General features: G+C 65.8%; 26 protein-coding genes and 1 tRNA gene. 14 read left to right on the top strand and 13 right to left on the bottom strand.

The features are described from left to right. Positions 1-92 precede the first annotated feature (92 nt). From ACQUQR_RS01155 to moaA, 3 genes are all read left to right on the top strand, one after another. Entirely contained in the window at positions 93-707 is a 615-nt protein-coding gene (locus ACQUQR_RS01155; RefSeq protein WP_435194078.1) for a proteasome subunit beta, read from the top strand. Then, on the top strand, positions 707-1,444 hold the full coding sequence (gene psmA / locus ACQUQR_RS01150; protein ID WP_435194076.1) for an archaeal proteasome endopeptidase complex subunit alpha: 738 nt from the start codon (positions 707-709) through the stop codon (positions 1,442-1,444). The genes ACQUQR_RS01155 and psmA overlap by 1 nt, the downstream gene beginning before the upstream one ends. A gap of 163 nt (positions 1,445-1,607) precedes the next feature. Further along, entirely contained in the window at positions 1,608-2,567 is a 960-nt protein-coding gene (moaA, locus tag ACQUQR_RS01145; protein WP_435194074.1) for a GTP 3',8-cyclase MoaA, read from the top strand. Here moaA and ACQUQR_RS01140 read toward each other — a convergent pair. Genes ACQUQR_RS01140 through ACQUQR_RS01130 form a run of 3 tightly spaced genes read right to left on the bottom strand, consistent with a single transcriptional unit; the run spans position 2,564 to position 7,372 of the window. Then, positions 2,564-3,061 (bottom strand): hypothetical protein, encoded by a 498-nt coding sequence (locus ACQUQR_RS01140; protein ID WP_435194072.1) that lies wholly within the window; start codon positions 3,059-3,061, stop codon positions 2,564-2,566. The two genes, moaA and ACQUQR_RS01140, sit on opposite strands and share 4 nt — an antisense overlap. Before the next feature lie 37 nt (positions 3,062-3,098). After that, positions 3,099-3,986: a hypothetical protein gene (locus ACQUQR_RS01135; RefSeq protein WP_435194070.1), complete on the bottom strand. Its 888-nt coding sequence runs from the start codon at positions 3,984-3,986 to the stop codon at positions 3,099-3,101. Positions 3,987-4,021: 35 nt separating this feature from the next. Next, positions 4,022-7,372 (bottom strand): PKD domain-containing protein, encoded by a 3,351-nt coding sequence (locus tag ACQUQR_RS01130; RefSeq protein WP_435194068.1) that lies wholly within the window; start codon positions 7,370-7,372, stop codon positions 4,022-4,024. Between the two features lie 146 nt (positions 7,373-7,518). Between ACQUQR_RS01130 and ACQUQR_RS01125 the strand changes: the two genes are divergently transcribed. After that, a complete protein-coding gene (locus ACQUQR_RS01125) occupies positions 7,519-8,862 on the top strand; it encodes a sensor histidine kinase (protein ID WP_435194066.1) in 1,344 nt (447 codons plus the stop codon). 13 nt (positions 8,863-8,875) lie between these two features. Here the strand turns inward: ACQUQR_RS01125 and ACQUQR_RS01120 are convergent, their stop codons facing one another. Further along, the gene (locus ACQUQR_RS01120) at positions 8,876-9,466 is read right to left on the bottom strand and encodes a response regulator transcription factor (protein WP_435194064.1); all 591 of its coding nucleotides are present in this window, start codon (positions 9,464-9,466) and stop codon (positions 8,876-8,878) included. 59 nt (positions 9,467-9,525) lie between these two features. Further along, positions 9,526-9,975: a hypothetical protein gene (locus ACQUQR_RS01115; RefSeq protein ID WP_435194063.1), complete on the bottom strand. Its 450-nt coding sequence runs from the start codon at positions 9,973-9,975 to the stop codon at positions 9,526-9,528. Between the two features lie 122 nt (positions 9,976-10,097). Between ACQUQR_RS01115 and ACQUQR_RS01110 the strand changes: the two genes are divergently transcribed. Then, positions 10,098-10,802 carry an alpha/beta fold hydrolase gene (locus tag ACQUQR_RS01110; protein ID WP_435194062.1) on the top strand — a complete coding sequence of 235 codons (705 nt, stop codon included), beginning with the start codon at positions 10,098-10,100 and terminating at the stop codon, positions 10,800-10,802. 7 nt (positions 10,803-10,809) lie between these two features. Here the strand turns inward: ACQUQR_RS01110 and ACQUQR_RS01105 are convergent, their stop codons facing one another. The 4 genes from ACQUQR_RS01105 to ACQUQR_RS01090 are packed head-to-tail and all read right to left on the bottom strand — an operon-like array spanning position 10,810 to position 14,765. After that, the gene (locus ACQUQR_RS01105) at positions 10,810-11,538 is read right to left on the bottom strand and encodes an ABC transporter ATP-binding protein (RefSeq protein ID WP_435194060.1); all 729 of its coding nucleotides are present in this window, start codon (positions 11,536-11,538) and stop codon (positions 10,810-10,812) included. After that, on the bottom strand, positions 11,535-12,395 hold the full coding sequence (locus ACQUQR_RS01100) for an ABC transporter ATP-binding protein (RefSeq protein ID WP_435194058.1): 861 nt from the start codon (positions 12,393-12,395) through the stop codon (positions 11,535-11,537). Before ACQUQR_RS01100 ends, ACQUQR_RS01105 begins: the two co-directional genes overlap by 4 nt. Continuing rightward, positions 12,388-13,659, bottom strand: coding sequence for a branched-chain amino acid ABC transporter permease (locus tag ACQUQR_RS01095; RefSeq protein ID WP_435194057.1), 1,272 nt, complete (start codon positions 13,657-13,659; stop codon positions 12,388-12,390). The genes ACQUQR_RS01100 and ACQUQR_RS01095 overlap by 8 nt, the downstream gene beginning before the upstream one ends. Further along, positions 13,656-14,765: a branched-chain amino acid ABC transporter permease gene (locus ACQUQR_RS01090; RefSeq protein WP_435194056.1), complete on the bottom strand. Its 1,110-nt coding sequence runs from the start codon at positions 14,763-14,765 to the stop codon at positions 13,656-13,658. The genes ACQUQR_RS01095 and ACQUQR_RS01090 overlap by 4 nt, the downstream gene beginning before the upstream one ends. 183 nt (positions 14,766-14,948) lie before the next feature. Here ACQUQR_RS01090 and ACQUQR_RS01085 point away from each other — a divergent pair, with 183 nt between their 5' ends. The 6 genes from ACQUQR_RS01085 to ACQUQR_RS01060 all read left to right on the top strand — a co-directional run bounded on the left by ACQUQR_RS01085 (position 14,949) and on the right by ACQUQR_RS01060 (position 17,685). Next, complete coding sequence (locus tag ACQUQR_RS01085; RefSeq protein ID WP_435194054.1) at positions 14,949-16,139, top strand: phosphoglycerate kinase; 1,191 nt, start codon at positions 14,949-14,951, stop codon at positions 16,137-16,139. Next, positions 16,140-16,601, top strand: coding sequence for a GNAT family N-acetyltransferase (locus tag ACQUQR_RS01080; RefSeq protein ID WP_435194052.1), 462 nt, complete (start codon positions 16,140-16,142; stop codon positions 16,599-16,601). A gap of 27 nt (positions 16,602-16,628) precedes the next feature. Further along, positions 16,629-16,702 (top strand) — tRNA-Thr (locus ACQUQR_RS01075). A 284-nt stretch (positions 16,703-16,986) separates the two neighbouring features. After that, positions 16,987-17,226, top strand: a complete 240-nt coding sequence (locus ACQUQR_RS01070; RefSeq protein WP_435194050.1) for a type II toxin-antitoxin system HicB family antitoxin — start codon at positions 16,987-16,989, stop codon at positions 17,224-17,226. Then, complete coding sequence (locus ACQUQR_RS01065; RefSeq protein ID WP_435195496.1) at positions 17,223-17,486, top strand: type II toxin-antitoxin system HicA family toxin; 264 nt, start codon at positions 17,223-17,225, stop codon at positions 17,484-17,486. The genes ACQUQR_RS01070 and ACQUQR_RS01065 overlap by 4 nt, the downstream gene beginning before the upstream one ends. A gap of 67 nt (positions 17,487-17,553) precedes the next feature. Then, on the top strand, positions 17,554-17,685 hold the full coding sequence (locus ACQUQR_RS01060) for a hypothetical protein (RefSeq protein WP_435194048.1): 132 nt from the start codon (positions 17,554-17,556) through the stop codon (positions 17,683-17,685). Here the strand turns inward: ACQUQR_RS01060 and ACQUQR_RS01055 are convergent. After that, the gene (locus ACQUQR_RS01055; protein ID WP_435194047.1) at positions 17,682-20,000 is read right to left on the bottom strand and encodes a DEAD/DEAH box helicase; all 2,319 of its coding nucleotides are present in this window, start codon (positions 19,998-20,000) and stop codon (positions 17,682-17,684) included. The genes ACQUQR_RS01060 and ACQUQR_RS01055 overlap by 4 nt on opposite strands. Positions 20,001-20,094: 94 nt before the next feature. Here ACQUQR_RS01055 and ACQUQR_RS01050 point away from each other — a divergent pair, with 94 nt between their 5' ends. From ACQUQR_RS01050 to ACQUQR_RS01040, 3 genes are all read left to right on the top strand, one after another. Next, positions 20,095-20,904, top strand: coding sequence for a hypothetical protein (locus ACQUQR_RS01050; RefSeq protein ID WP_435194046.1), 810 nt, complete (start codon positions 20,095-20,097; stop codon positions 20,902-20,904). Positions 20,905-20,942: 38 nt separating this feature from the next. Further along, positions 20,943-21,173 carry a hypothetical protein gene (locus tag ACQUQR_RS01045; protein WP_435194045.1) on the top strand — a complete coding sequence of 77 codons (231 nt, stop codon included), beginning with the start codon at positions 20,943-20,945 and terminating at the stop codon, positions 21,171-21,173. Positions 21,174-21,465: 292 nt separating this feature from the next. After that, positions 21,466-22,734, top strand: a complete 1,269-nt coding sequence (locus tag ACQUQR_RS01040; protein WP_435194043.1) for an RNA-guided endonuclease InsQ/TnpB family protein — start codon at positions 21,466-21,468, stop codon at positions 22,732-22,734. Positions 22,735-22,779: 45 nt separating this feature from the next. On the opposite strand, the gene ACQUQR_RS01035 is transcribed toward ACQUQR_RS01040, so the two are convergent. From ACQUQR_RS01035 to glmU, 3 genes are read right to left on the bottom strand one after another with little or no spacing between them, the layout of a single operon-like run. Then, positions 22,780-22,965 (bottom strand): DUF7576 family protein, encoded by a 186-nt coding sequence (locus tag ACQUQR_RS01035; protein WP_435194042.1) that lies wholly within the window; start codon positions 22,963-22,965, stop codon positions 22,780-22,782. Positions 22,966-23,018: 53 nt separating this feature from the next. After that, the gene (locus ACQUQR_RS01030) at positions 23,019-23,879 is read right to left on the bottom strand and encodes an SDR family oxidoreductase (RefSeq protein ID WP_435194041.1); all 861 of its coding nucleotides are present in this window, start codon (positions 23,877-23,879) and stop codon (positions 23,019-23,021) included. 45 nt (positions 23,880-23,924) lie between these two features. Continuing rightward, positions 23,925-25,109, bottom strand: a complete 1,185-nt coding sequence (glmU, locus tag ACQUQR_RS01025) for a bifunctional sugar-1-phosphate nucleotidylyltransferase/acetyltransferase (protein WP_435194040.1) — start codon at positions 25,107-25,109, stop codon at positions 23,925-23,927. Between the last annotated feature and the right edge of the window lie 56 nt (positions 25,110-25,165).

Here is a 25,165-nt window from a genome sequence, read left to right as displayed (position 1 = left end):
ACGGCCGAGGTGAGTATATAAAAGCGCGTCGGAACGGGCGACCGGGGACGCATGGACAATATATAAACCCGTGCCGGGCCGATACCCACTCGATGGAATCATTTACCTCAGGTAAGTCCGAGACCGAGTTCTCGACCGGCACGACGACGGTCGCGGTGGTCACGGACGACGGCGTCCTCCTCGCCGCCGACCGTCGCGCCAGTCTCGGCGGACGGTTCGTCGCCAACAAGGGGATGACCAAGATCGAACAGGTCCACCCCACGGCGGCTATCACGATCGCCGGGTCCGTCGGCGGTGCCCAGGGCTACGCCCGGCAGCTCCAGGCCCAGGCCTCGCTCTACGAGACCCGCCGTGGCAAGCGCATGTCAATTCCCGCGCTCGCCCAGCACGCGGGCGACATGCTCCGCGGGCTCCCCGTGAGCATCCTGCTGGGCGGTGCCGACGACGAGGGCGGCCACCTCTATCAGGTGGACGCCGCCGGCGGCGTCATCGAGGAGCAGCAGTACGCCGCGAGCGGCTCCGGGATGCAGCTCGCCTACGGGACCCTCGAGAACAACTACGAGGAGGGGATGTCGCTCGACGACGCGAAGGAGGCCGCCATCGCGGCCATCGACGCGGCCAGCGAGCGTGACACCGCCTCGGGTAACGGGGTCGTGACCGCCACGATTACGAGCGAGGGCGTCGACATCACGGAGGAGGACGAATAATGCAGGGTGCAGACCAGCAGGCCTACGACCGTGGTATCACCATCTTCTCGCCCGACGGCCGCCTGTACCAGGTGGAGTACGCCCGTGAAGCGGTAAAACGCGGCTCCCCCGCGGTGGGCATCCGCACGGACGACGGGGTCGTCCTCGTCGCCGGCGGCCGCCTCCGCTCACAGCTTCAGGTGCCCGAGAGCGTCGAGAAGATCCACAAAGCCGACGACCACGTCGGTATCGCGAGCGCCGGCCACGCCGCCGACGCCCGCCAGCTCATCGACTTCGCCCGCGAGCAGGCCCAGATCGAGCGCCTGCGCTACGGCGAGCCCATCGGCGTCGAGACGCTGACGAAAGAGATCACCGACCACATCCAGCAGTACACGCAGGTCGGGGGCGCCCGACCGTTCGGTGCCGCACTCCTCATCGCCGGCGTCGAGGACGGCGAGCCCCGGCTGTTCGAGACGGACCCCTCCGGGACGCCCTACGAGTGGCAGGCCGTCGCCATCGGCGCGAACCAGAGTGAGATCCAGGGCCACCTCGAAGAGCAGTACGACCCCACGCTGGACCTCGACGGCGGGCTCGACCTCGCGCTCGAAGCCCTCGCACTCCCGAACGACGGCACGCTCGATCCCGCGGGGATGAGCGCCGCGACCGTCGACACCGAGTCCGGTCGCTACGAGATGCTCTCGACGGAGGAACTCCGCGAGGCGCTCGCCGAGGCAGACCTCCTGGCCGACGACGAGTAACCGCCCCGGCATCCGTAACCGTCTCCGGTTCCCCGCTCCCCGCCCAGTTCCCCGGTAACGTGCCGGTAACCACGCGCGCCAGAGTCGTTTCGTAACCAGTTTCAGTTACTCCCGAGCCACCGGTACCCACGCCGTTAAGTGTGTTCACCGGTACCATTTCGGTATGCTCACTGACGGGTTCGGTCGCGAGGTCACGGGGGTCCGGATCTCGCTCACCGACCGCTGTAACTTCGACTGCGTCTACTGTCACAACGAGGGGCTGGGTGACACCCGCGGGCCGATGGCACCGGGCGACGACGAGATGTCCACCGACGACGTGGTCCGCTTCCTCGAGGTCGTCGAGGAGTTCGGCGTCGAGAAGGTGAAGTTCACCGGCGGAGAGCCGATGCTCCGGCAGGACTTAGAGGAGATCGTCGAACGAACCCCCGACAGCATGGAGACCTCGCTCACCACGAACGGGACGTTCCTCCCCGGCCGCGCGGAGGCGCTCGCCGAGGCCGGCCTCGACCGCGTGAACGTCTCGCAGGACGCCATGGACCCCGAGGCGTTCCGCGAACTCACCAAATCCGGGGCGTACGACGACGTCATTCGAGGCGTCGAAGCCGCGCTCGAGGCCGGGCTCGCCCCCGTCAAGCTCAACATGGTCGTCTTCGAGGCCACGGCGGGCTACGTTCCCCAGATGGTCGACCACGTCGCGGAGAACGAGGGACTCCAGCTCCAGCTCATCGAGTACATGCCCGAGCTCGCCGGGCGCCCCGAGTGGGCCATCGACATCCAGCGGGTCCACGACTGGCTCGCCGAGAAGGCCGACCGCGTCGAACGCCGCGAGATGCACGACCGCAAACGCTACTTCGTTGACGGCGGAATGGTCGAGATCGTCGACCCCGTCGGCAACGAGGAGTTCTGCGCGAACTGCCACCGCGTCCGCGTCACCCACCAGGGCCACCTCAAGGGCTGTCTCAACCGCAACGACGACCTCCGCCCGATGGGCGAGATGACGAGAGCGGAGATCCGCGAGGCCTTCCGCGAGGTCGTCGCGAACCGCGTCCCCTACTACGGCGAATACCTCGTCCGCGACGAGAACGACGAGTGGGTGGTCAACGAGGAGTACATCGGCGCCTAGTACTCGACGACCGCCGTCACGATTCCGACCGTCTGTCCCACGCCCGCGAGCGCCAGCGCCGGCAGTGTCGCCACCCCCGAGAGGAACACGACCGCCCCCACGCCGGAGAGCACCCCACCGAGCGTGTACGCCCACGCCCCTTCCTCGCGGGGGAGGACTCGACCCGTGTAGCCGAGCGCGACGGCCGGGAGGAGCATCCATCCGAACACCGCGAACGTCGTCAGTGGGGCACCGCGGCCGGTCGCGAGCGCGTAGGCCCCCACGAGCGTCACCCCGAACCCGAGGACGATGACCGCGAGCCACGCCCGGAGGACAGGGTGCTCACGCATATCGCCCCACGAGAGCACGGCGAACCCGAACAGCAGCACCGACATGACGACGTGGCCGACGAGCACCGACCGCGTGGCGAGCAGTTCGAGATGCGCTGCCGTGGCGAAGACCCACGCGAGCGGGACGAGGAGAACGGGGCCAGTCTCACGAAGTCGACGGAGCATATCTGAGAGTCGTCCGCAGGGGGAATGAGTGTGGGTGCTATCGCCGGCGTCTGAACAGCAGGCCGACGACGATGAGACCGGCCGCAGCCCCGATGGCGTACTCCGTCGGGATGGACTCACCCGCGACAGATGTCGTCGGCGGAAGGGTGCTCTGCCGGACATCCGGGTCGTTGGCCGTGTTGTTCGGGCCCGGCACATACTGATAGCTATCCCAACCCTTCGGGACGTACGGCTCATCACGGAACGTGGTCTCGCCACCGATAGTGCCGTTGAACTCCTTCTGGTCGAGTGAGCCATTGGCCACGTCGACCTCGTTCGCGTACAGTCGGACCTCGCCCGCGACGTGTGGCGGTGTCTCCTCCGGGAGTGGTATCGTCGCCGTCCGGCTCTCGCCCGAGAGGACCGGGCCGGGCGCAGTACCACGGTCCTCCTCCGTCTTCACGACGATACCCGCCGGGTAGAGGTGGATCGAGGGATTCGAGAGCGTGACGTTCACCGCCGGGCCTTCGCTGGTGTTGATGACCTTCACCGATTCGATGTGGAGCTTTTTGACGTGGGAGTTGCTGCTGGCGTCGATTTCCTGGTAATGGCTGAATTTGACGTTGTCACCGAACGTGCCGACGATGATGGAGTGGTTATCCGTTGTCGGGTTCAAATCGCGGCTGTAGTTCCACGTTTGGTGGTACTCCTCGCCAGGAGAAATGGTAAACCAATCTTCGGGCCCATCCCTCCCATCAATCGTGACACCCACGACGGTCTCAACCGTGCGGTTGCCCTCGTTGACCCCATATATCGAGATAGTTTGTCTCTCGTTGTCGATTGAGACGGTAAATATCACCGAGTCGTGAGACATTGTTTTCGTGGCGGTCTCCGGGACGTTACCCGTAGCAGGGAGGGTTATCCCAGCACACAGTGAGAGAGCCAACAATCCGACAAGTAGGACCGAAACAAAACGGGGGCTCACGTTGAATCACCTCCTTGGTACCCAGCGTTCCGAATAGCCCGTTTTTTGATCTCTTCCTCGAAGATCCGAAGCAGCTCCGACTCAGAGAGCCTCGATTTCTCCGAGAAGTCGAACTCGAACGGCACGATCTTCATGATTTCACCGGTGCTGTTCGAAACGACCTCGACTGTCCCGTCGAACGTCGCACGAGTCTCTAAGACGGTATCAGAGGGGTCAGGCTGTGCGACTTTCGTCGTTTCGGTGCCGTTGGTGCGTACCATTATCCACTCAGGCGAGGACTCGGTCTCGCTGATTCGGTACTCAGTCTCGCTGCTTGAATATTTTTCGCTGAGCTTGTCGTAATAAACAGCGGTCGAACGCTGCTGTGTGGTCATGAAGTCCACCCACTCGTACTCCGCGGGAGCAGTCTGCACCTCCTTCGAGGCGAGGTACTCCGTGTACGTCTGTTTCCGTGTCGTTTCGTACTCGTACTGGTACTGGGTTTTGTACTCTGCAGACTCGATGAGCGTCCGGCGTGAACGGCCTGTCGGGTCGCCACCTCGGAGGTTGTGACGGGCCCAATAGGTATCCGTCACCGTCGTCGTATAGGTCGTCGTGCGAACGATTGGGACGCAGAACCCGATCCGACAACGGATGTCGTACTCCGTCCTGGTGCGGGTGACGGTGCGGTCTCTCTCGTACTGGTACTCCGTCCGATAGCGAGCGTCGTGGACGAGGACGTTGCGAGTTTCGCCGGTAAACGTCCCCGTTCCACCCCTACGGTCGCGCCACTCTGTCTTGGTTACCGTCTCGGTCTCCGTGTACGTTCGCTTCCCAGCCGCTCTCCAATCGAGTCCGGATTCCATGAACAGGTCGCGCTGGTGGCGGGTCGCGAACGCTTCCGTTCGGGTTTCGTACGTCGCGTTCGCCACTTTCGTGTACTTCTCGATGAAGTACTTCGTCCCCGTATTGCGTTTCTCAACGACCCTATAGCCGTCCTCACTCCGCGACTGTACAGCATCGCGCGTCTGGACGGTTAGACGGCTCGTATCTTGCGTCTGAACGATATAGTGAGCACTGACCGAGACGTTCCGTATCTGCGTCTGGTTTCCGGAGTGTATCGGATCGAGGACGATGCTCCGGGTCGCAGTTCTCGAGTAGTTGATGTTGAACAGAGTGACTTTCACCGGTGGCGTGTCCACGGAGAGTGCGGCCTTTGGAACACGGAGATACCCTTCGTATCGCTCAGCTCCCAACCGGCTGGATGACAAGCCACTTCCAAGTTCGTCATTGAGATCTTCTTTCGTGATACGGTCGTGGCTCCAGTTCACTACCTCGATGTCCGAGTAGTTCGTCCGAATCCCGAGCGTCGCGTCGTACCGTGACTTGGTGAACGAGTAAGGCTCCGTCGTCACTCGGACCGTTGCGTAATCACCACCCTGAGAAGTCTCCGGGGACGAGGCCCTGAGCTCGGGGACGTAGTAGTGATGGAACTTGAGCTGTTTGCTCTGGTCCTGTTGCTGGCCGTCGATGACCTTGAGATTGACAATCTCGGTCGAGTTCGCCTCGTACGTGCAGTCACCGGTCACCGCGGTGTCATCGGATAGCCGATACCACCGGTAGGTGAGCGAACTGTTATCTGGGTCGAACGAGTCACAGGCGTCTATCAGGATCCCCGCGTCACCGGGGTGGGTGCGCTCGTGGTTAGTCGAATTTGTGGTTTCGGTTCCGTCGTGCGGGTAGCTCGTCCGAATCTCTGGAGGGCTGTTTTCGACATCGAGAACGTCGCGGGATGTCCCTATAGTAGAGACAGCAACTTGGCCAGATTCCCAACGTGAAGTAATCTGGATATCATCAGCAGTTCGGCTCCCCCACAAAGAATGGTAGGTAATCGTATCGTTATCTGGGTTGTATACGTCCCCCCAACGGGATTCGTTCAGCCGAACCGCATCAACCCGGTCCGCTCCTCTATACTCCACGCTCACATCCTCCGGATCGACCCCATTCAACTGCAACTTCAGCACGTGATGGCCCGTATACCGCGAGGCGTTGATCCGGGGATGGAACGAATCCACGGGAGCGTTCACGAAGCCGGAGAACACCACCTCTGGGAGGCCGGTCGCGTTGATAGGAATCGTCTCGCGGGCGGCCTGTCCGCGGGCGTCGCGGGCGACGACAGTGAGGTTGTGTTGGCCAGCTTCGACACCGGAGGCGGAGAACGCGGTTTTCGCGCTGGTCACGTCCCGGCTCTTCGGGGTGGCGCGGGTCGTGCTGCCGTCGACCTGCTCGCCGTCCAGATACACCCGGACTGACCGCAGGTTGCCGTAGGCGTCGCTCCCGGTGGCGTTGCCCGAGATTCCGTTCGCGCTGAGCGTGGGGGTGACGGATATCTCCGGGCGTGGGTCGGCCGTGACGTTCCTGCTGCCGTCCTCGAACGTGGCGATGGCGTCCGGGCCCGACTCGTACTCCACGACGGCGAAGAGGTGGTGGTCACCGGGGGCCCAGTCGACGGTCGTCTGTCGGCCGGAGCCGCGGCGGATGCGGTCCGCGAACCACTGGATGCCGGTGACGTTCGCTGCGGAGCCCGGGCGAACGGAGTAGGTCGCCTCGAGGCTCCGCCCGAGGACGAGCTGTGGGCCTTCGATGATGGGACTCCGCGCGGGGTCGACAGCTGGGAGTGAGCCGCTCGTCGGGTCGCCCGTCGTGGAGGGGATCGGCTGGCGGACGGACCGCGGGTTCACGGGCAGGGTCGCCGTGTCGGTTCGTCCGGCGGTGTCCCGGACGGTCACCCGGACCGAGTCGGCGCTCGTCGACCGAAACACGCGGGTAAGCTCCTCCGTCGCGGTGGACCCCGAGACGGTCCGGGTGCGAGCCGGCCCTGCGCCGACCTGCCAGGTGAGCGTGTCGAGGGGGGCGTCACCGGCCGTTGCGGTTGCCGTGTAGGTCGCTGGCGTGTCGACCGGGGGCCGGGTCGGGCCCGTGAGCGTGACGGCGGGACCGACCACGGTGGACCCGTTCTCGACGGTCACGTAGAGCGTGTCGGTGCGGGTCGCGCCGTCGTCGTCGGTGACGCGAACCGAGACGGCGTACTCGCCGGTGCGTCTGGGGACGAATTCGGTCCGGCCGCAGCTGGCGCAGTCGGGGACCGTCGTCCGGCCGTCTGGCGTCCGTATCGTCCACTCGTAGGCGGCGATCGCCCCGTCGGGGTCCGTGGAGCCGGTGGCGTCGAGCAGGACAGTCGACCCGCGAGTCGCCTGCTGGTCGAGCCCCGCATCGGCGAGCGGCGCTTCGTTCCCCTCTAACGTGACGGCATCGGCCGTCCCACCGGTGAGCAGCAGGACGATAACCAACGTACGCGTCCATCGCATGGTTTGGAACTCATTGATATCTTTCTAAATATAAACTTTCGTTTCTAGAAATAAATTGCGGACCGAACTATCATACGACCGACACGGTTTTTGTAGGAGAACTGCGTGGTACTGGTATCTCCGGGAATCGACCGATGGACGTGTTCGTGGTAGGAGCGATCCCCGAAACGGTACTCGGGTCGCTGCACGACCGGCAGACGGTTATCGCCGAGCGCGACGTAGCCGCGGCATTGGACCGGCTTCCCGCGGCCACCCCTGCCTGTCTCGTCGTCGGTCGAACGCCCGTACCAGCCCGGACCGTCGTCTCCCGGGTCCGGGAGCACACGAACGCGCCGGTGGTCGTCCTCCTCAGTGACGGCGAGGACAGCAGTGGCCTTCCGACGCACGTCGCCGTCGCTCCCGAATCGGCTGCCGAGCGCGTGGTGACGCAGGTCGCCGACGCCATCGCGGAGGGGAGGCTCGACCGCCTCCAGCGGCGCCACCGGCAGGTCACCTCGGCCGTCGACGGGGTGAGAGACCGGCTCGATGTCGTCGACTCTCTCGACGGACTCGACGAGGCGCTCGTCTCGCTGGCCGGGGGGCCCGCGTACTACGGCGCGTGGGTTCTCAGGACTCCTCGGGGCGACGGCGATGGGGCTGGCGATGGCAGAACCGGGTCCGGGACGCTCACCGCGACGACTGCGTCAGGGGTCCCGACATCGACGCTGGCCTCCGTGTCGGTGGCCGACGAAACGGCTCCCGCACGGGCTTATCGCGAGGGGGAACTCGCTGTCGATTCGGCGGAAGATCTGTCGACCATCGCGCTTCCGTTCGGCGACGCGGTGCTCGTACTCGTAGCGCCCGTTTCGGACCTGCCAGCCGGCGAGCGGGAGACGCTGGCGGAGCTAGCCGACGCGGCCGGCTCGGTGCTCACACGAGGGACCGACGCTGTGACCGTCCTCGGCGATACGCTGGCCCACGAGCTGGCCAACCATCTGGAGCTCGCGGGGACGTATCTCGAACTCGCCGAGGAGCGCGGCGAGCCCGGGGATTTCGACCGGATCCGCGAGGCGCTCACCCGTATCCAGCGCGTCGCGGACGACGCCCGGACGCTCGCGCGCGACGACATCGACCCGGAGCCGGTGGACCTGGCGACCGTCGCCGAGGCTGCGTGGCCGGGGGGCGACGGGGCGAGCCTCACCGTCGAGGACGGGGCGCTCCGCGCGGACCGTGGCCTCCTCGAACTCTGCTTCGAGAACCTCTTCCGGAACGCCCGGGACTACGGCGGTGAGGACGTGACGGTGACGGTCGCTCCGGAAGGGTCGGGGTTCGCCGTGAGCGACGACGGCCCCGGCATCCCGCCGGAGAAGCGAGAGGCCGTGCTGACGTGGGGCGAAGGCGAGGGCGCGGGCGTCGGACTCGGTATCGTGCGGCTCGTCGCCGAGCGCCACGGCTGGTCGGTCGAGGTCACGGAGAGCGAGTCGGGGGGCGCGCGGTTCGTCGTCTCGTAGGGCGCAGTTTCGCCTACGCGTCCTGCTCGTCGCCGGCCGGGACCTGGCCCGCCGCGACGGCGTACCCCTCCTCGGCCGGCAGCTCGTCGAGAACGGTGGTCAGCTCCTCACACAGCTGGTCGCGTCGCTCGACGAGACTCCGGTACTCCACGCGCTCGGAGAGCACGTCGCGGTCGTGTTCCGTCTCGAGGACGGCCACCTTCGACGCGATGGCGAAGTAGGTCTGGAGCTTCGTATCGTAGGTCGCCCGGCGGTAGAGTCGCGCGACAGTCCGACGGAGTTCGTCGCCCGAGACGGGCTTGCGGAGGTAGTCGTCGAACCCCATATCGATGATGTCGAGCGTCGGTTCGACACCCGTGACCATCGCCACCCGGCAGGCGTACCCGTTCTCACGGACACGGGAGAGCACGTCGTCGCCGGAGAGCCCCGGCATCCGTCGGTCGAGCAGGACCACGTCGACATCCTCCGTCAGCCGTTCGAGCGCGGTCGCACCGTCGTACGCGGTTACGACCTCGTACTCGGGTTCGAGCCGTGCCGCGTGCCCCTCCGCGATCGGCCGCTCGTCGTCCACGACGAGGACCGTCCCCCGATTTCCTCCAGACATGATACGTTGTGGTACCCTGTCACCCACTCAGCATAGTGTTTTCGTCAGACGATATTCAATTACTCGATAGGTTCCTGCGGTTCCAGCTCCTCGAACGCCCAGAGTACGATCCGCGCCTCTACCGCGTCACGCTCGGAGACCGTCTGGTCTGCACCGTAACGGGCCAGTTTCTCCTCGGCGTCCACGCGCATCTCGGCTTCGAGCGGGCGCTGGTCCGGTTCTTCGCGCGTGTCGTTCAACAGCGCCTCGAAGTCCTCCCGGAGGACGAACGACGCCCGGGCGACGTTACACCGCGAGAGCGGCGACATCCCCATCTCCAGGACGAGGTCGGCGACGAGGTCCCAGTCCGACCTGCAGAAGTGCAGCGACACCTCCCCCTCGATATCCCGCCACGCGATCGGCTCAGAGTTCTTGAGCAGGGGGACCGCCCGAGGCGGGATATCGATCCGCATCGCCGTCTCGGGGTCACCACACAGACAACACGGCTGTTCCGTCTGCCCCGTGTACATACCTCGAGTAGGGACGAGCGCGAAAAGGGACCGTCGCAGGCGGCACCGACTGCCGGCTCGTCGGGCGCACCTCACGTATCCCGGGGCCACAGGCTTTTGCGTCTGCCGGGAGAGACAGCGCCATGGAGTTCCACCAGTTCGGTGCCGACACCGACCCCGACCTGCTGTTCGTCCTCGGGTGGGGGAATCAGCCGACACACGCCCCCGTCCGCTGGCTCATCGACCGACTCGCCGAGGCCGGCTGGCACGTCCACACCGCGACCATCCCGGTCCACATCACGGACGTGCAGCGTGAGTGGGTCCGCCCGGTCGAACGCTACGCCGACGACCTCGGGCGCGTGCCCGTCCTCGCGCACAGCGCCGGCGGCCTCACCGTCGCCCACGCCGATATCGACGCGGAGACGGTCACGTATCTCAGCCCGTTCTGGGGGTTCGCCCCGACCAGCGGCGGCCCGCTCATCAGTCTGCTCGCCCGACTCCCCACCGACAGACGCATCATCCCCCGCGGCGGCGGTGACACCGACTCGCTCGGCGAGTACGGCACCGAACAGCAGCTCGCCGACGGAGCGGACCGTATCTCGCCGGCGTTCCTCTCGACGACCGCACGAGCCCACCGGACCCTGCCACCCATCCGCGAGGACGCGGTCGGCTTCTGTTCGCTCACGGACGATATCGTCTCGACGCGGGCTATCGGCGAACACCTCCCGAGCGACCGCATCGTCCTCTACGATGGCGGCCACGAGCTGTTCTCGTCCGGCTCGCGAGAGGCGCATCTGGACACCCTGTTCGCAGCCATCGAGGACGGTGCAGCAGCGGTGAAAGAATAGCGGTCGGTTACCCGCCGAGGAAATCCTGCCGGACGTCCTCGTCCGCGAGCAGCGCGTCGCCGTCGTCCATGTATCTGTTCTCGCCGTTCACGAGCACGTATCCTCTATCGCAGCGTCGGAGCGCCTCCTTCGCGTTCTGCTCGACCATCAGCACCGCCGTCCCGGCCTCGTTGATGCGGTCGATGCGGTCGAACATGTCCGCGACGAGGTCGGGGGCGAGCCCCGCCGACGGCTCGTCGAGCATCAGCAGGTCCGGGTCGAGCATCAGCGCCCGACCCATCGCGAGCATCTGTCGCTGGCCGCCGGACATCGTGCCGGCCTTCTGGTCCTGGCGTTCCTCGAGGATGGGGAACCGCTCGAAGATGTCGTCGAGCCGCTCCTGTGGCACCTCGTCGAGGATGTACGCGCCCATCTCCAGGTTCTCCCGGACGGTGAGGCTGCCGAACACGTTCTCGTTTTGCGGGACGTAGCCGAGCCCGTAGTGGATGATCTCGTCGGGGGCCAGCCCGGCGATGGACTCGTCGTTGAACTCGATGGCGCCGCCCATGAAGTTCGTCAGCCCGAAGATGGACTTCATCACGGTGGACTTGCCCGCGCCGTTCGGCCCGACGATGGTGACGTACTCACCGGACTCGACGTTCATGTCGACGCCGGAGAGGATCTGTAAGTCGCCGTACCCCGCGTCGAGGTCCGACACCTGCAGCATCGAGTCCCCGTTCGTGACCCACTCGCTCATACGGTATCACCGAGATAGGCGTTGATGACCTGCTCGTTGTTCCGGATGTCGTCGGCGTCGCCCTCGGCGAGCACCCGTCCCTGATGCATGACGATGATGTGTTCACAGTTGTTCATGATGACGTCCATGTCGTGTTCGACGAAGAGGAAGGTGTACCCCTCCTCGCGCAGTTCGTGAATCCGGTCCAGCAGCTTCTCCTCCAGCGTGGGGTTCACCCCGGCGAGCGGCTCGTCGAGCAGCACCATCTCGGGGTCCGTCATGAGCGCACGGGCCATCTCCAGCAGTTTCCGCTGCCCGCCGGAGAGGTTGCCGGCGTACTCGCCGGCGAGGTGGTCGATCTCGAACAACTCGAGCGTCTCCCACGCGCGCTCGCGCAGGTCCTCCTCCTGTTCGACGACGGAGTCACGGAGCCCGGGCGTCACGGAGTGGACGAGCTTCTCGCCCACCTGCCCGCGCGGCGCGAGCATCATGTTCTCGAGGACGGTCATCTCCGAGAGCTCGCGGGCGATCTGGAACGTCCGGACGAGCCCGCGGTTCGCGATCTCGTAGGGCTCCAGCCCGGTGATCTCCTCCCCGTTGAAGTAGACGGACCCGGACGTGGGTTCGTGGACGCCGGCGATGCAGTTGAACGTCGTCGATTTGCCCGCGCCGTTCGGGCCGATGAGCCCCGTCAGCGAGCCCTTCTCGACCTCGAAGCTCGCCCCGTCGACGGCGACGATACCGCCGAACTGCTTGCGGAGGTCCCGCACCTGCAGCGGCACCGACGAGGGGGTGTGTTTCGCCGCCCGTTCGGCCGGGGAGTCGCTCGTCTCCGCGGTGGAATCACCGGGGTCAGTCGGCGTCTCGGCGTCACTCATCGGACCCACCTCGGTTCATGAGGTCGACGCTGGCAGCGTCCTCCTTCCGGTGGCCGAGCAAGCCGTCGGGTCGGTTGTGCATCAGGTACACCAGCAGGGCACCGACGATGACGAACCGGAGGTTCGAGAGGTTCTGCACGGCGTACGCGACGAACGGGAGCGGGTCGATGCTCCCGAAGGCCGCGATGGCCTCCACGATGTTGTCCGGCGTCGCCGACCGCGGGATGAGGTCACCGAGCGACTGGCCGACGAACTGCGGGAAGTAGAACAGCAGCGTCGCGAAGACGATGCCGCCGAGCACGCTCCCGGTGTTCGACCCCGACCCACCGATGATGAGCGCGATGAACACGTAGAACGTGATGACCGGGCGGAACGACAGGGCGTTGATGTAGCCCGACCGCCCGATGAAGAGGATGCCGGCGAGCCCCATCAGGGCACAGCCGACCGCGAACACCTTGATCTTGAAGAGGTTCGTGTCCTTCCCCAGCGAGTTCGCGACGAGTTCGTCCTCGCGGATGGCCTTCAGCACGCGACCGAACGGGGAGTTCCCGATGCGGCCGAGCAGCCAGTAGAAACCGTAGGCGAAGAGGATGAGGACGACGGTGTAGGCGATGTTGCGAACGACGGGCTGTGAGACCCCGATCGCCCCGAAGATCGCATAGAAGACGTCACCGATGGGCGTCTCGAACAGCGCCGCGATCGGGTCGGCGGGGCCGGGGTAGGAGATACCCCGACCGCCACCGGTCCCGAGCGTCGTCCCGAGGATGGTGAACTCCTGGAGCACCCGGGAGTTCACCGCGAGGCGGATGATCTCCGAGAACGCGACGGTGACGATGGCGAGGTAGTCGGCCTCGAGTCGGAGCGCGGGCAGCGCGGCGACGAGACCGATGATGGCGGCCGCGACCATCCCACCGATGATACCGATGGGAAGCGGCAGCCCGAGCCCCGGCGGCGTGCCCGTCGGGGACGCGGTGAGGATGGCCATCGTGTACGCGCCGACGGCCATGAACCCCGCGACACCGATGTTGAACAGCCCGGTGTACCCCCAGTGGAGGTTCAACGCGAGCACGAGCATGGCGTACGCCGCGGCGAGCAGCGTCGCCTGCCGCAGCGTGTCGACGATACCGTTCGTGTTGAAGCCGACCGCGACGGCGACGGCGGTGAGCAGGGCGTAGACCCCGAGCATCAGCGTTAGCACCATCGCCGCGTCGTTCTGCCGGACGACGGCGGGGAGCGCGTCGCGGACCTTGTTCGCGACGCTCATGCGGTTTTCACCCCGCCGAAGATGCCCTCCGGCCGGACCAGGAGGACGACGATGAGGATGAAGAACGCCCCGGCGCGCGTCAGGCTGTCAGGCAGCCAGATGATGCTCGTCGTGTCGACGATACCGATGATGACGCCGCCCGCCATCGCGCCGTAGATGGACCCGATACCACCCAGGATGACGGCCGCGAAGATGAGAAGCAGGAGCACCCACCCGAACGAGAAGGACATGACCCCGCGTTCGAGGACGATGAGGTAGCCCGCGATACCGGTGAGGCCACCGCCGATGATCCAGGTCATACGGATGACCCGCTCGGTGGGAATCCCGGTGACCTGTGCGAGCGACTTGTTGTCCGCCATCGCACGCATGGCCTTCCCGAGTTTGGTCTGCTGGAGCAGGACGTGCATCCCGGCCATGAGCACGATGGAGACGACGACGAGCGTCGCGGCGTGGGTCGTCAGCGAGACGGGGCCGACCACCACCTGCCCCGGCTGGGCGGTGACCCCACGGACGTTCACGCCGAAGACGAACGCGAGGAGGTATCGGAGCGCGAGCGCGACCCCGATGGAGGCGATGAGCAGCGAGATCCCCTCGTCGTTCCGCATCGGCTTGTAGACGATGCGGTCGAGCGCGAGCGACAACCCGATGGTGAACAGCGCCGCGATGACCAGTCCGAAGAGGATGGAAAGCGGCGTGTTGGCGATCGACAGCGCCACGGCGTTGTTGTTGATGAGGAACAGTCCGGCGAAATCGTGCGAGCCGAGCCCCGCGATGAGATACGCCGCGGCCCAGCCGGCGAACGCGCCCGTCGTGACGTAGTCACCGTGGCCGAAGTTGGCGAAGTTCAGGATGCTGTACGTCATGGAGAGCCCGATGCCGGCGAGCCCGTACGCCAGTCCCAGAACGATCCCGTCGAGCAGGATCGAGAGGAACTGTTCCCCCGTCAGGGACCCACCGACGATGTGGACCCCCCCAACGGCGACCTGTACCCCGGCGAGCTTTCCGATCAGGTCGACGACGAGATAGAGGCCGACGATCGTCAGGAACGTCACGAACGGACGTTCGACGAGTTCGCGGCCGCGTGATAGTGAGTTAGCTACACCCATGATTATTGGTCACGGAGTAGCGTGGGGGTTGCAGTAGATAATAAACCTTCGTTCCGCCGCTGTCCGAGGGTTTCAGCGGGTCAACATGAGAAATCGGGTCATACCATGGGAGGGCGTCGCAGTCGGCGGGGTAGACCGGCCGGCATCACAACACCTTTGGCGTGGCTAGCGGCAGTCCCCGATATGATACGGACGCTCGACGACCTCGATGCGGCGGGGACGACGGTCGGGGTGCGCGTCGACGTGAACAGCCCACTCGGTGACGACGGTCGGCTCGCGGACGACGCGCGGATCCGTGCACACGTCGACACGCTCTCCGAACTCATCGAACGGGACGCGCGGGTCGTCGTGCTCGCCCATCAGGGTCGCCCGGGCGGCGACGAGTTCTCCACGCTCGAATCTCACGCTGAACGGCTCGACGAGCTTCTCTCCGGTCCCGTCTCCTACTCCGACGCCATCTTCTCCGCGGACGCGCGCGAGGCCGTCCGCGCGCTCGACGACGGCGAGGCGCTCGTCTTAGAGAACACCCGCTTCTACTCCGAGGAGTACATGGCGTTCGAGCCGAGCGCGGCCGCCGAGACCCACATGGTCGCCAAGCTCTCGTCCGTCCTCGACTGCTTCGTCAACGACGCGTTCGCCGCGGCCCACCGCTCGCAGCCCTCGATGGTCGGCTTCTCCACGGCCCTCCCCGCCTACGCCGGGCGCGTGATGGAGACGGAACTCGAAGTGCTCGGGAACATCGACGAGACGGCGACCCCCCGCGTCTACGTCCTCGCCGGGGCGAAGGTCGTCGACTCCATCGACGTGGCCCGCTCCGTCCTCGAACGCGGCCTCGCGGACGCCGTCCTCACCGCCGGCATCGTCGGCAACACCTTTCTCCTCGCGGACGGCGTCACCCTCGGCGCGGCCTCCGCCAGCATCGTCAACGACCGCTCCGCGGACGCCGTGAAACGCGCCGGCGACCTGCTCGATGATTACGGCCACCGCATCTATCTCCCGCGCGACGTGGCCATCGAGCGCGGTGGCGAGCGCGTCGAACTCGACCTCAGCGAGCTCCCCACCACCGAGCCCGCGATGGACGTGGGCTCCCGGACCATCGCCGCCTACGCGGACGTGCTGGAGGACGCCGGCACCGCCATCCTCAACGGCCCCGCCGGCGTGTTCGAGGAGGAGCTGTTCGCCTACGGGACGAAGGAGCTCTACACCGCCGCGACCCGCGCGGAGTACAGCATCGTCGGCGGGGGCGACACCGCCGCCGCCCTCCGGCGGCTCGGCATCGACGACTTCAGCCACATCTCGACCGGTGGCGGGGCCTGCCTCCGGATGCTCACCGGCGACACCCTCCCCGCCGTCGAGGTGCTCGACCGTTACTGAATGACCATCGAGACCCCGGACACCGCCGACGCGGACGCCCTCGCAGAGCTGTGGGTCGCCCTCGCCGACGGCCAGCGCGCCTTCGGCTCGCACCTCCGCGCCGACGCGAACCGCGACGCCATCCGGGAGTCGTTCCTCCGCCACATCGTCACCGATACCGTCCGCGTCGCCCGCGAGGACGACGCCATCGTCGGCTTCGTCACCGTCTCCATCGAGCGCGGCCGCTTCGAACAGGACGCCACCCGGGGGATCATCGAGAACCTCTACGTCGTCCCCGAGGCCCGCGGCGAGGGGGTCGGGAGCGCGCTGCTGGCGGCCGGCGAGGACGCAGTATCCGCCGCCGGCGCAGACGTTATCGCGCTCGACGTCATGGCGGAAAACGAGGACGCGAGGCGGTTCTACGACCGGCACGGCTATCGGTCGCACCGCGTCGAGCTGGAGAAGCAAAGCGATACGTCTTAACCGGAGGACGTGAAAATCACGGTACGCGCCAAGGGAGCTTGGGCGGTTCAAGTGCTCGACTTGTAATCGAGAATTCGTGGGTTCAAATCCCACCCTTGGCTCTTCTGTGCGAGCAACGCGAGCACGAAGAGCCACCGGTGGATTTGAAGCCTGTGACGCGAGCACCGCGAGTCTCGCGGCGTCCTCGCGAGCAGCGCGAGCGAGGGTTTGCCGGAGCTCGCTCCGGCAATAGTTCAAATCCCACCCGACGAGAGCTGACCGGAGACCCCCACGACCACTCTCCGGAGCACCGCGGCCGGAGAACCATCGGTGGGCCCAGTCGATCGGTTCGGGTCACTACCCACCCGAACTGACTTATTTTGGCCCGTTCTACGTAGTGTAGAGCATGGGCGCAACGCAAATCCGCCTCGAAAAAGACGATGGCTGGTGGGTCGCGACCGACCTCGCGACCGGTGTGGCCTCGCAGGGGCGAACACGGGAGGACGCCCTCGAGAACCTCGATGAAGCCGTCGACGGCTACGAGGGGGCCGGGGATCCGGTGACGGAGGGGGAACTCCGTGAGTTAGGCATCGACCCCAAGGACAATACCTCCGGCTCGCTCGACGAGTCGCCGATTTTCGAATAACTGTCCCACCGAATGCCATACAGCCCGGTATCAGGGAGGGACATCGTGAAAGTGATGGTGGGGGATACGAGTGGGTCCGGACGAACGGAGACCACGCGATACTTCGCTGGAAATCGCCGCCCGGTCACGATGCTGATTCGCGGACGGTTCCTGTTCCGCTCCACGATGAGATCAGTGAAGGAACGCTACGGCAGATCGGAGAACAAGCTGGAATGAAGGATTTTCAGGATTTCAAGGCGTGGATCGACCGGAACTCGTGACTTTGCAGAAGAACACGGCCCACGACGATTAGACAGTTTCATACGCCGACCGGTGTGACCGTGGCATATGAGCCAGACCGTCACGCTTGGGCTGATCGTCCTGTCGATGCTGTCGCTTCTCGGAATCGTCGTCATGGGGATTCGCGAGATGGAACACGTCCTCGGGGAGGACGACCACGACAACGGCGCGTCCCACTAGTTCTCGGTTAGCGCGTTTAGCAGTTCGAGTGCCGCCGCCTCGTCGAGCGGGTCGTTCGCGTTCCCGCACTGGGGAGACTGGACGCAGGCGGGGCATCCTGACTCGCAGGGACAGGCCCGAATCATGTCGCCCGTGACACCCAGGTGGTCGTCCACCGTTTCGTAGCCGCGTTCGGTGAGGCCGACACCGCCGGGGTGGCCGTCGTAGATGAAGATCGTGGGCTCGTTGGTGTGCGGGTGCAGGGGGGTCGAGAGCCCGCCGATGTCGCCCCGGTCGCAGAGGATTTCGGTCGGGAACATCGCGATCATCCCGTGTTCCGCGGCGTGGATACCGCCGTTGAAGTCGCCGACGGCGCGCATCGCGGCCTCCACGTCGTCCGGGACCGTGAAGTAGAGCGCTTTCGTTCGGAGGGTGGTCTCGGGCAGGTCGAGTTCGACGCGGCCCAGCGGCTCTCCAGAGGACGAATCCCGGCGCTCGAACCCCGTGATCTGTTTGCGCATCGTGACGGTGGCGTAGCGGACGGGGACGTCCTCCCTCGCCGCCAGGGATTTCTCGCGGTGGTCCGCCTCGACGGTGATGGTCTTGTCGTGGAGCGTCTTCGTGTAGTAGTCGGCCCACGTCGGCTCCAACTCGGCGACGCCGAACTCCAGGTCGAGCGAGACCACCTCGTACGACTGGCCCTGGTGGTGGTAGATGGCCCCCACGTGGGCATCGCGCAGGCCGTCAGCGAACGGCAGGCGGGCGATGACCGAACCGTTGCGTCTGTCTTTGAGCTTGATCTCGCGGTCGGAGACGGTGCGGAGGCTCATGCCGTGCTGGGGTGAGCCCTCTCCAGAGTCGATCCACCGCGGGCCGTCCGACGTGGAGCGTCGGGCGAGGGTGCCCTGTGACTCCATGTGGGCGACGAGGTTCGGGAACTCCTCCCCGAAGTAGCGGTCGTCCTCGGGGGAAAGCCAGTTCTCCTGGGCGGCAGAGCGCACGTGGTCGGGCAGGAGTTCCTCGTTTGCGGGGTTCGTGACGGCCTGCTCGGGGTCGCCGTCGAAGAAGTCACTCGGATTGGCCATGAAATACTGGTCCAGCTGGTCCTCCCCGCCGACGAGGACGACGAGTGAGGGGTCCGTCCCCCGCCCCGCGCGCCCGGCCTGCTGGAACGCGCTCATCCTCGTGCCGGGGTAACCGTCGACGATGACGGCGTCGAGCCCTCCAATATCGACGCCGAGTTCGAGGGCGTTCGTGCTCCAGACGCCCGCGGTCTCGCCCGACTGCAGTCCCGCTTCGAGTTCGCGCCGGCGCTCGTTCGTCAGCGCGGCCTGGTACGCCCCCACGCGGGAGGCGAGATCGTGGTGGCCGCGCTCTCTGAGCTCCCGCGCGCTGTCCGTGGCGTAGCGTTCCGCGGTCTGTCTGGAGCGGGTGAAGACGACGGTCTGGTGGCCCTTCGCGACCAGATCGACGAACAGTCGTTTGGCTTCGGTGTGTGAAGAACGGCGTCTACCGGAGTCACCCCACCCGCCGCCGTCGTACTCCGGGGGGTTCCACAGCAGCCAGTGGGTCGGCCCCGACGCGGAGGTGTCCTCGTCGACGAGCCGGAACCCCGACTCGGGGCGCCCCGTCACCCGGGCCGCGTGCGCGACGGGGTTCCCGATGGTGGCCGAGCAACAGACGAACTGCGGGTCGGCGTCGAACCGGTCACAGAGCCGGGCCAGCCGGCGAAGCACGAGCGCGACGTGGCTGCCGAACACCCCGCGATACTCGTGGACCTCGTCGATGACGACGGTCTCCAGTCGCGAGAGGAACCACTCCCAGAGCCGGTGGCCATGGGGAAGGATGCCGTAGTGGAGCATGTCGGGCGTGGTGAGCAGGACGGTCGGCTGGCGCTCCCTGACGGTTCGTTTCTCCCCCTCGTCGAGCCGACCGGTGTACTGGTCGACCTTCACGCGGGAGCCGAAGCCGAGGCCCGACGCGAGCTCCGAGAGCGTCGCCTCCTGGTCGTTGATGAGCGCGACCTGCGGACCGATGTAGAGCGTCGTGCCGTTGTGGTCCAGCGCGCGCTCGAACGCCGGCACCGTGTAGGCGAGTGACTTCCCGCTCGCGGTCGGGGTCGCGAGGACCACGTCCCTTCCGTCGCGGATGGCCTCGACCGCGCGGGCCTGATGGGCGAACGGCCGGTCGATCCCCCGGTCCGCGAGCACCGACGCGACTCTGGAGTCGAGCTCCAGCGGCTCGAAGGCGGCCTCACGGCCCGGGACCGTCCGCTCCGCGGCGACCTGCCCCTCGTAATACGGCCGGTCGCGGAGCCACGCGATAGTTTCGTCCACGGCGACCGTTCCGTGCGGGCCGGCCTAACGCTTCCGTCCGCGGAAGGGTGAGCGACCGCGAAACGTTCATCCGGCCGCACGGACTGCAGACCGTATGGCGCTGCTCCCCGATGTCTCGCTCGTGACGGCCGCCGTCCTCCTCGTGGCGGTCGCCCTCACCGTCGCGCTCATCGCCCTCGAGCGGCCGCCGATCACGCGGAGCGTGGCGCTGGCGTTCACGCCGTGGGGGGTCGTCGCCGCCCTGCTCCACTCGCTGGCTGTCGCCGGCGCGTACCCCTCCTCGGTGAGGGGAGTCTTCGTCATCCCGTACGCTTTCCTCACGACGTTCGTCATCGCCGGGCTCTGCTGGGCGCTGCTCCATCAGCTCGCGACCGTCCGGGACACGGAGCCCGCGGGCGACTATCTCGCCGCCGCGGGCATCGGGACGCTCATGGTGCTCTCCGTCGTGCTGGTCTGGCGCGCACCGCTCGACGGCACCGCCGCGCTCTGGCTTACGGCCCCGCTCGTCGTCTCGGCGGTGCTCGCCGCCGGCACCCTGCTGTTGCTCGCGTTCTGGGACACGTCCGCGCTCACCCGCGTCGGCTCGCTCGGGCTGGTGACGGCGGCAGGGTACATCCTCCTCGGGGTGACCGTCGTGGTGCGCGTGGACGTGTACGGCCGGCCGCTCGGCCCGGGACTCGGCCGCGACCTCCTCGCGTGGACCGCGACGCTTCCCACGGCGAGCCTCTTCGGCACGGGCTGGCCGTTCGTCCTCCTCGGGCTCACCGTCGCGCTTTTCACCGCCCGGTATCTCGGGCGGGCCGCACGCGGTGACCCGGTTCGGGCGTACCTCCTGCTCGGGGCCATCGCGACCGTGGGGACAGGAACCGGTTTCGCACTGCTCATCGGGACCGTCTTCGCGTAGCCAGCGACTTTTTCAGGCCTGACCGCCTTCTCGTCGGCATGCAGACTACCGCCGATGACGGCTTCGGCATCGCGCTCGCCTTCTCCCTCGGGACCGTCATCGGCATCGCCCTCGGTGCCGCGGCCCTCCCGCCGGGCTTCGCGCTCGAGCTGGGCGAGAGCACGCTCGACCCCATCGGCACCGCGCTGCTCCTCGGCGCGTTCGCGCTCATCTGTATCCCGCTGGGGATGGTGCTGCTCTACGTCGTCTTCGGCTCGTTCGACCGCTGAGCCCGAAATCGTCGCCGCACTGTGGTATGAACTAACACAGTCTTTACTACCTCTGAGCACATAGCCGGCATACGGCGTACGACGACCCCGAAAACTGTCACCTTGGGTAGGGATAATTACGCTGTCGTCGTATGCCGCCCCTCGTTATTCAAGGCTAAAACCCCGCCCTTCAGGGCGGGGATACAGCCGACAATTCCTCCACTAACCACGTTCGATGGCACTGCTGGATATTCCACACTCAGCCGTTACTTTTAATATATAATCTCTCATAACTGGTTATGAACACAGTCTGATGCTGGAGACCACTCGTACCTATCGGGCGAAAATCGTCAACCACTCTCAGGTGAGTGACGACCTCGACCAGTGTGGGTTCTCCGCATCCAAACTGTGGAACGTCGCCCGATACTACACACAAGGTCGCTGGGATGAAGACGGGGAAATACCCGACGACGGCGAACTCAAATCCGAACTCAAGGAACACGAACGATACAGTGACCTGCATTCTCAGTCAAGTCAGCGAGTTCTCGAAGAGCTTGCTGAGTCGTTCACCAGTTGGTACAAAGCACGCCAACGCGAAGACGAGGACGCCAACCCACCCGGCTATCGCAAACACGGCGACGAACACCCACGCTCCACCGTGACGTGGAAACAGAAAGGCATCAAGCACGACTCCAAGCACAACCAACTCCGACTGAGCAAAGGCTTCAACCTGAAGACCCACCGCTCGGACTTCATCCTGTGTGAGTACGAGACGCGCCCGGATGTGACCGTGGAGAACATCCAGCAAGTACGAGCCGTCTGGAACGGCGACAACTGGGAACTTCACCTCGTCTGCAAGGTCGAAATCCCTGTTGAGGACGCACCCGGCGAGAAGACGGCGGGTATCGACCTTGGCATCAAGAACTACCTCGCTATCGCCTACGACGACGGTGAGGCAGAGTTATATCCGGGGAATGTCCTGAAACAGGACAAGCACTACTTCACCCGCGACGAGTACGACACGGAGGGCGAGAATGGCCCGTCACGCCGTGCCCTTCGTGCCCGGAAGAGACTCTCACGCCGGAAAGACCACTTCCTACACGCACTCGCCAAACACGTCGTTGAGCAGTGCATCGACCACGAGGTCGGTCGTATCGCCATCGGTGATTTGAGCAAGATTCGAGAGGACGAGAACGGCGAGTCGCGGAATTGGGGTCGAAGTGGAAACAAGAAGCTCCACGGGTGGGAGTTCGACCACTTCACCACGTTGCTCGAATACAAGGCTGAGGAACACGGTATCCTCGTTGACCGCACGAGCGAGAGAGATACAAGCAAGACGTGTTCGTGTTGTGGGCGAAAGCGTGATGCGAATCGTGTAGAGCGTGGCTTGTACGTCTGTGAGTCGTGCGGTACAACGATGAACGCGGACGTGAATGGTGCGGTGAATATTCGCAGAAAGATAACTCAGAATCCCCCCATAGGGGATATGAGTAACGGTCGTTTGGCACGGCCAGTAGCCTACCTGTTCAACCAAACCTCTGGGTCGTTCCACCCGAGGGAACAGGTGGGTTGCAAACCTTAATATCCCAACGCTCGGGAATCCTCGCCCTTCAGGGCGGGGAGGATGTCAATCCGTTTTCCATGCCTCGCGACACGCGTCGTCACAGAAGTGTGCCGTCTCGACAGCCCCGTCTTCCACCCACGTGACGACCCGGTGACTCGGCGACTGCACGATCGGCTCCCCACAGCGCTCACAGCGTGGCGCGTTCTCCTCGGTGACGTCTTCACCGAGCTCCGACGTCGGGTCTACCATCTATCCACCCTCTTTTTCCGCGGGGGCTTAAAGCCCATAGCTCACGGCAGATGTCACGGCCGCTCGAACTCGGGGTCGAACATCTGTGCGGACATGGGTGCGGGATCACCCGCCGTGAGGTTGTACTGTTCGAAGTCCTCGACGCCCGCCTCACGGAGGAGTGCCTCGTCGTACACTGCGTTGCCGGTGTACTCGGCGGGGTCACGCGAGAGGATCTCGAGGACCGCGTCTGAGACGATATCGGGCGAGCGCCAGTCGTCTTCCGTCCCGAGCCCGAAGTAGCGGGTCGCCCGGGTGTCGATGGCCGTCACGGGCCAGAAAGTGTTACAGCCGACGTCGTCGCCGGCCAGCTCCGCGGCAAGCGAGAGCGTCAAGAACGACATCCCCATCTTCGACCACGAGTAGGGTGCCTTCCCCGGCGCGCGGTCGATCTTCACAGGCGGGGCGTTCGTGAGCAGCCACGCGTTGTCGACCTCCTTCAGATGGTCGATGAACGCCCGGCTCACGAGGTGGGTGCCCCTGATGTTCACGTCCGTCAGCAGGTCGAACCGGTTCGCGGGGAGGTCCTCGACGTTCGCGAGCTGGATGGCCGAGGCGTTGTTGATGACGATGTTCACCTCGCCGAACGCGTCGATAGCCTCCTGTGCGGCGGCCTCCACGTCGGCCTCCTCCCGGACGTTCAGCTTGATCGCGAGCGCCTCGGGGCCCTTCTCGCGGACCTCACGGGCGGTCTGCTCGATGGTCCCCTCGAGGTCGCGGTCGTCGCCGTAGTCGTCTTCCTCGCTCGTCTTACCGGTCGAGACGATGTTGCAGCCGCAGTCGGCGAGCGCGAGCGCGATGTGTTTCCCGATCCCCCGTGTGGTGCCGGTGATGAAGGCCGTCTGGCCGGAGAGGTCCGGCTTCTCGAGTGTCATGCCACGGGCTTCGGCAGGGGATGGCATAATCCCCCGTGGTATAAATTATCGGTCCCGGGTGACGGATTCACCGGGCGTGGTCCGGGCGTCCGCCGAGAGCACCACACCCGCGTTCAGCGACGTGTTGATGGCCGTCTTCGCACGCGGGCCGACGACGACCCCGAACTTCCGGCGGCCCGTCGAGGTGCGCTCACCCTTCACGGTGACGCGTACGTCCTCGCCGTCGTGTCGGAGGTTCGCGACCTGCGTACCCGCGCCGAGGTTGGCGTCCGGGCCGATGACGCTGTCCCCCACGTACGAAACGTGCGGGACGTTCGAGCCGGTCATGACGACGGTGTTCTTCACCTCCACGCCGTGGCCGACGTGGGTGTCCTCCGCCAGAAGCGTGGCTCCGCGCACGTAGGCGTTCGGACCCACGTCAGCGCCCGAGCGCACGAGCGCGGGCCCCTCGATGACCACGCCGGGTTCGACCGTCGCGCCCTCCTCGACGACGACCGTCCCCCGGAGTTCGGCGTCACCCTTCACCTCGCCGTCGATGCGCGAGTCGAGTTCCGCGAGTTTCCACTCGTTCGCTTCCAGCAGCTCCCAGGGCCGACCGACGCCGAGCCAGCGCTCCACGTCGATAGCCTCGACGGCGTACTCGCTGATGACGCGCTCCACCACGTCCGTGATCTCGTACTCCCCGCGCTCGGATAGTTCGACCTCCGTGAGCCAGTCCGCGGCCGCCGCGGGGAAGTGGTACGCCCCGACGTTGACGCGGTTGCTCGGCGGATCGTCGGGCTTCTCGACCACGCCAGTCACGTGGCCGTCCTCGATGTCGAACACGCCGTAGGGACGGGGGTCCTCGACCTCGTAGGCACCCACGGCTGGCGAGGTGGCGAACAGGGCCTCGATGGCCGCGTCGTCGTACAGGTCGTCACCGTTGAGGACGACGAAGTCGTCGTCGAGGTACTCGCGGGCCGCCGCGGCGGCATGCGCGGTTCCGAGTTGCTCCTCCTGGACGGCGTACTCGACCGGGACCCCCCGGTAGGAACCGCCGAAGTGGTCGCGGACCGCCTGTGCCTCGTAGCCGACGACGAAGACCAGCCGATCGACGCCAGCTTCGACGGCTGCGTCGGCGGTGTGTGCCACCAGCGGCCGGTCGGCTACCGGGAGCATCGGCTTCGGCACGGACTCCGTGAGCGGTCGCATCCGGGTCCCTTCCCCGGCCGCGAGGACGACTGCTTGCATGGACGCGACTGCCGATGGACGGAACTAAGCAGTACCGATGGGCGAACAGGCGACCC

The organism is Natronomonas sp. EA1 (assembly GCF_051195035.1).
In the GTDB taxonomy this organism is placed as follows: domain Archaea; phylum Halobacteriota; class Halobacteria; order Halobacteriales; family Haloarculaceae; genus JBNTJV01.
The sequence above is the reverse complement of the archived record's forward strand: the minus strand, read 5'-3'. Positions and strand labels throughout refer to the sequence as shown.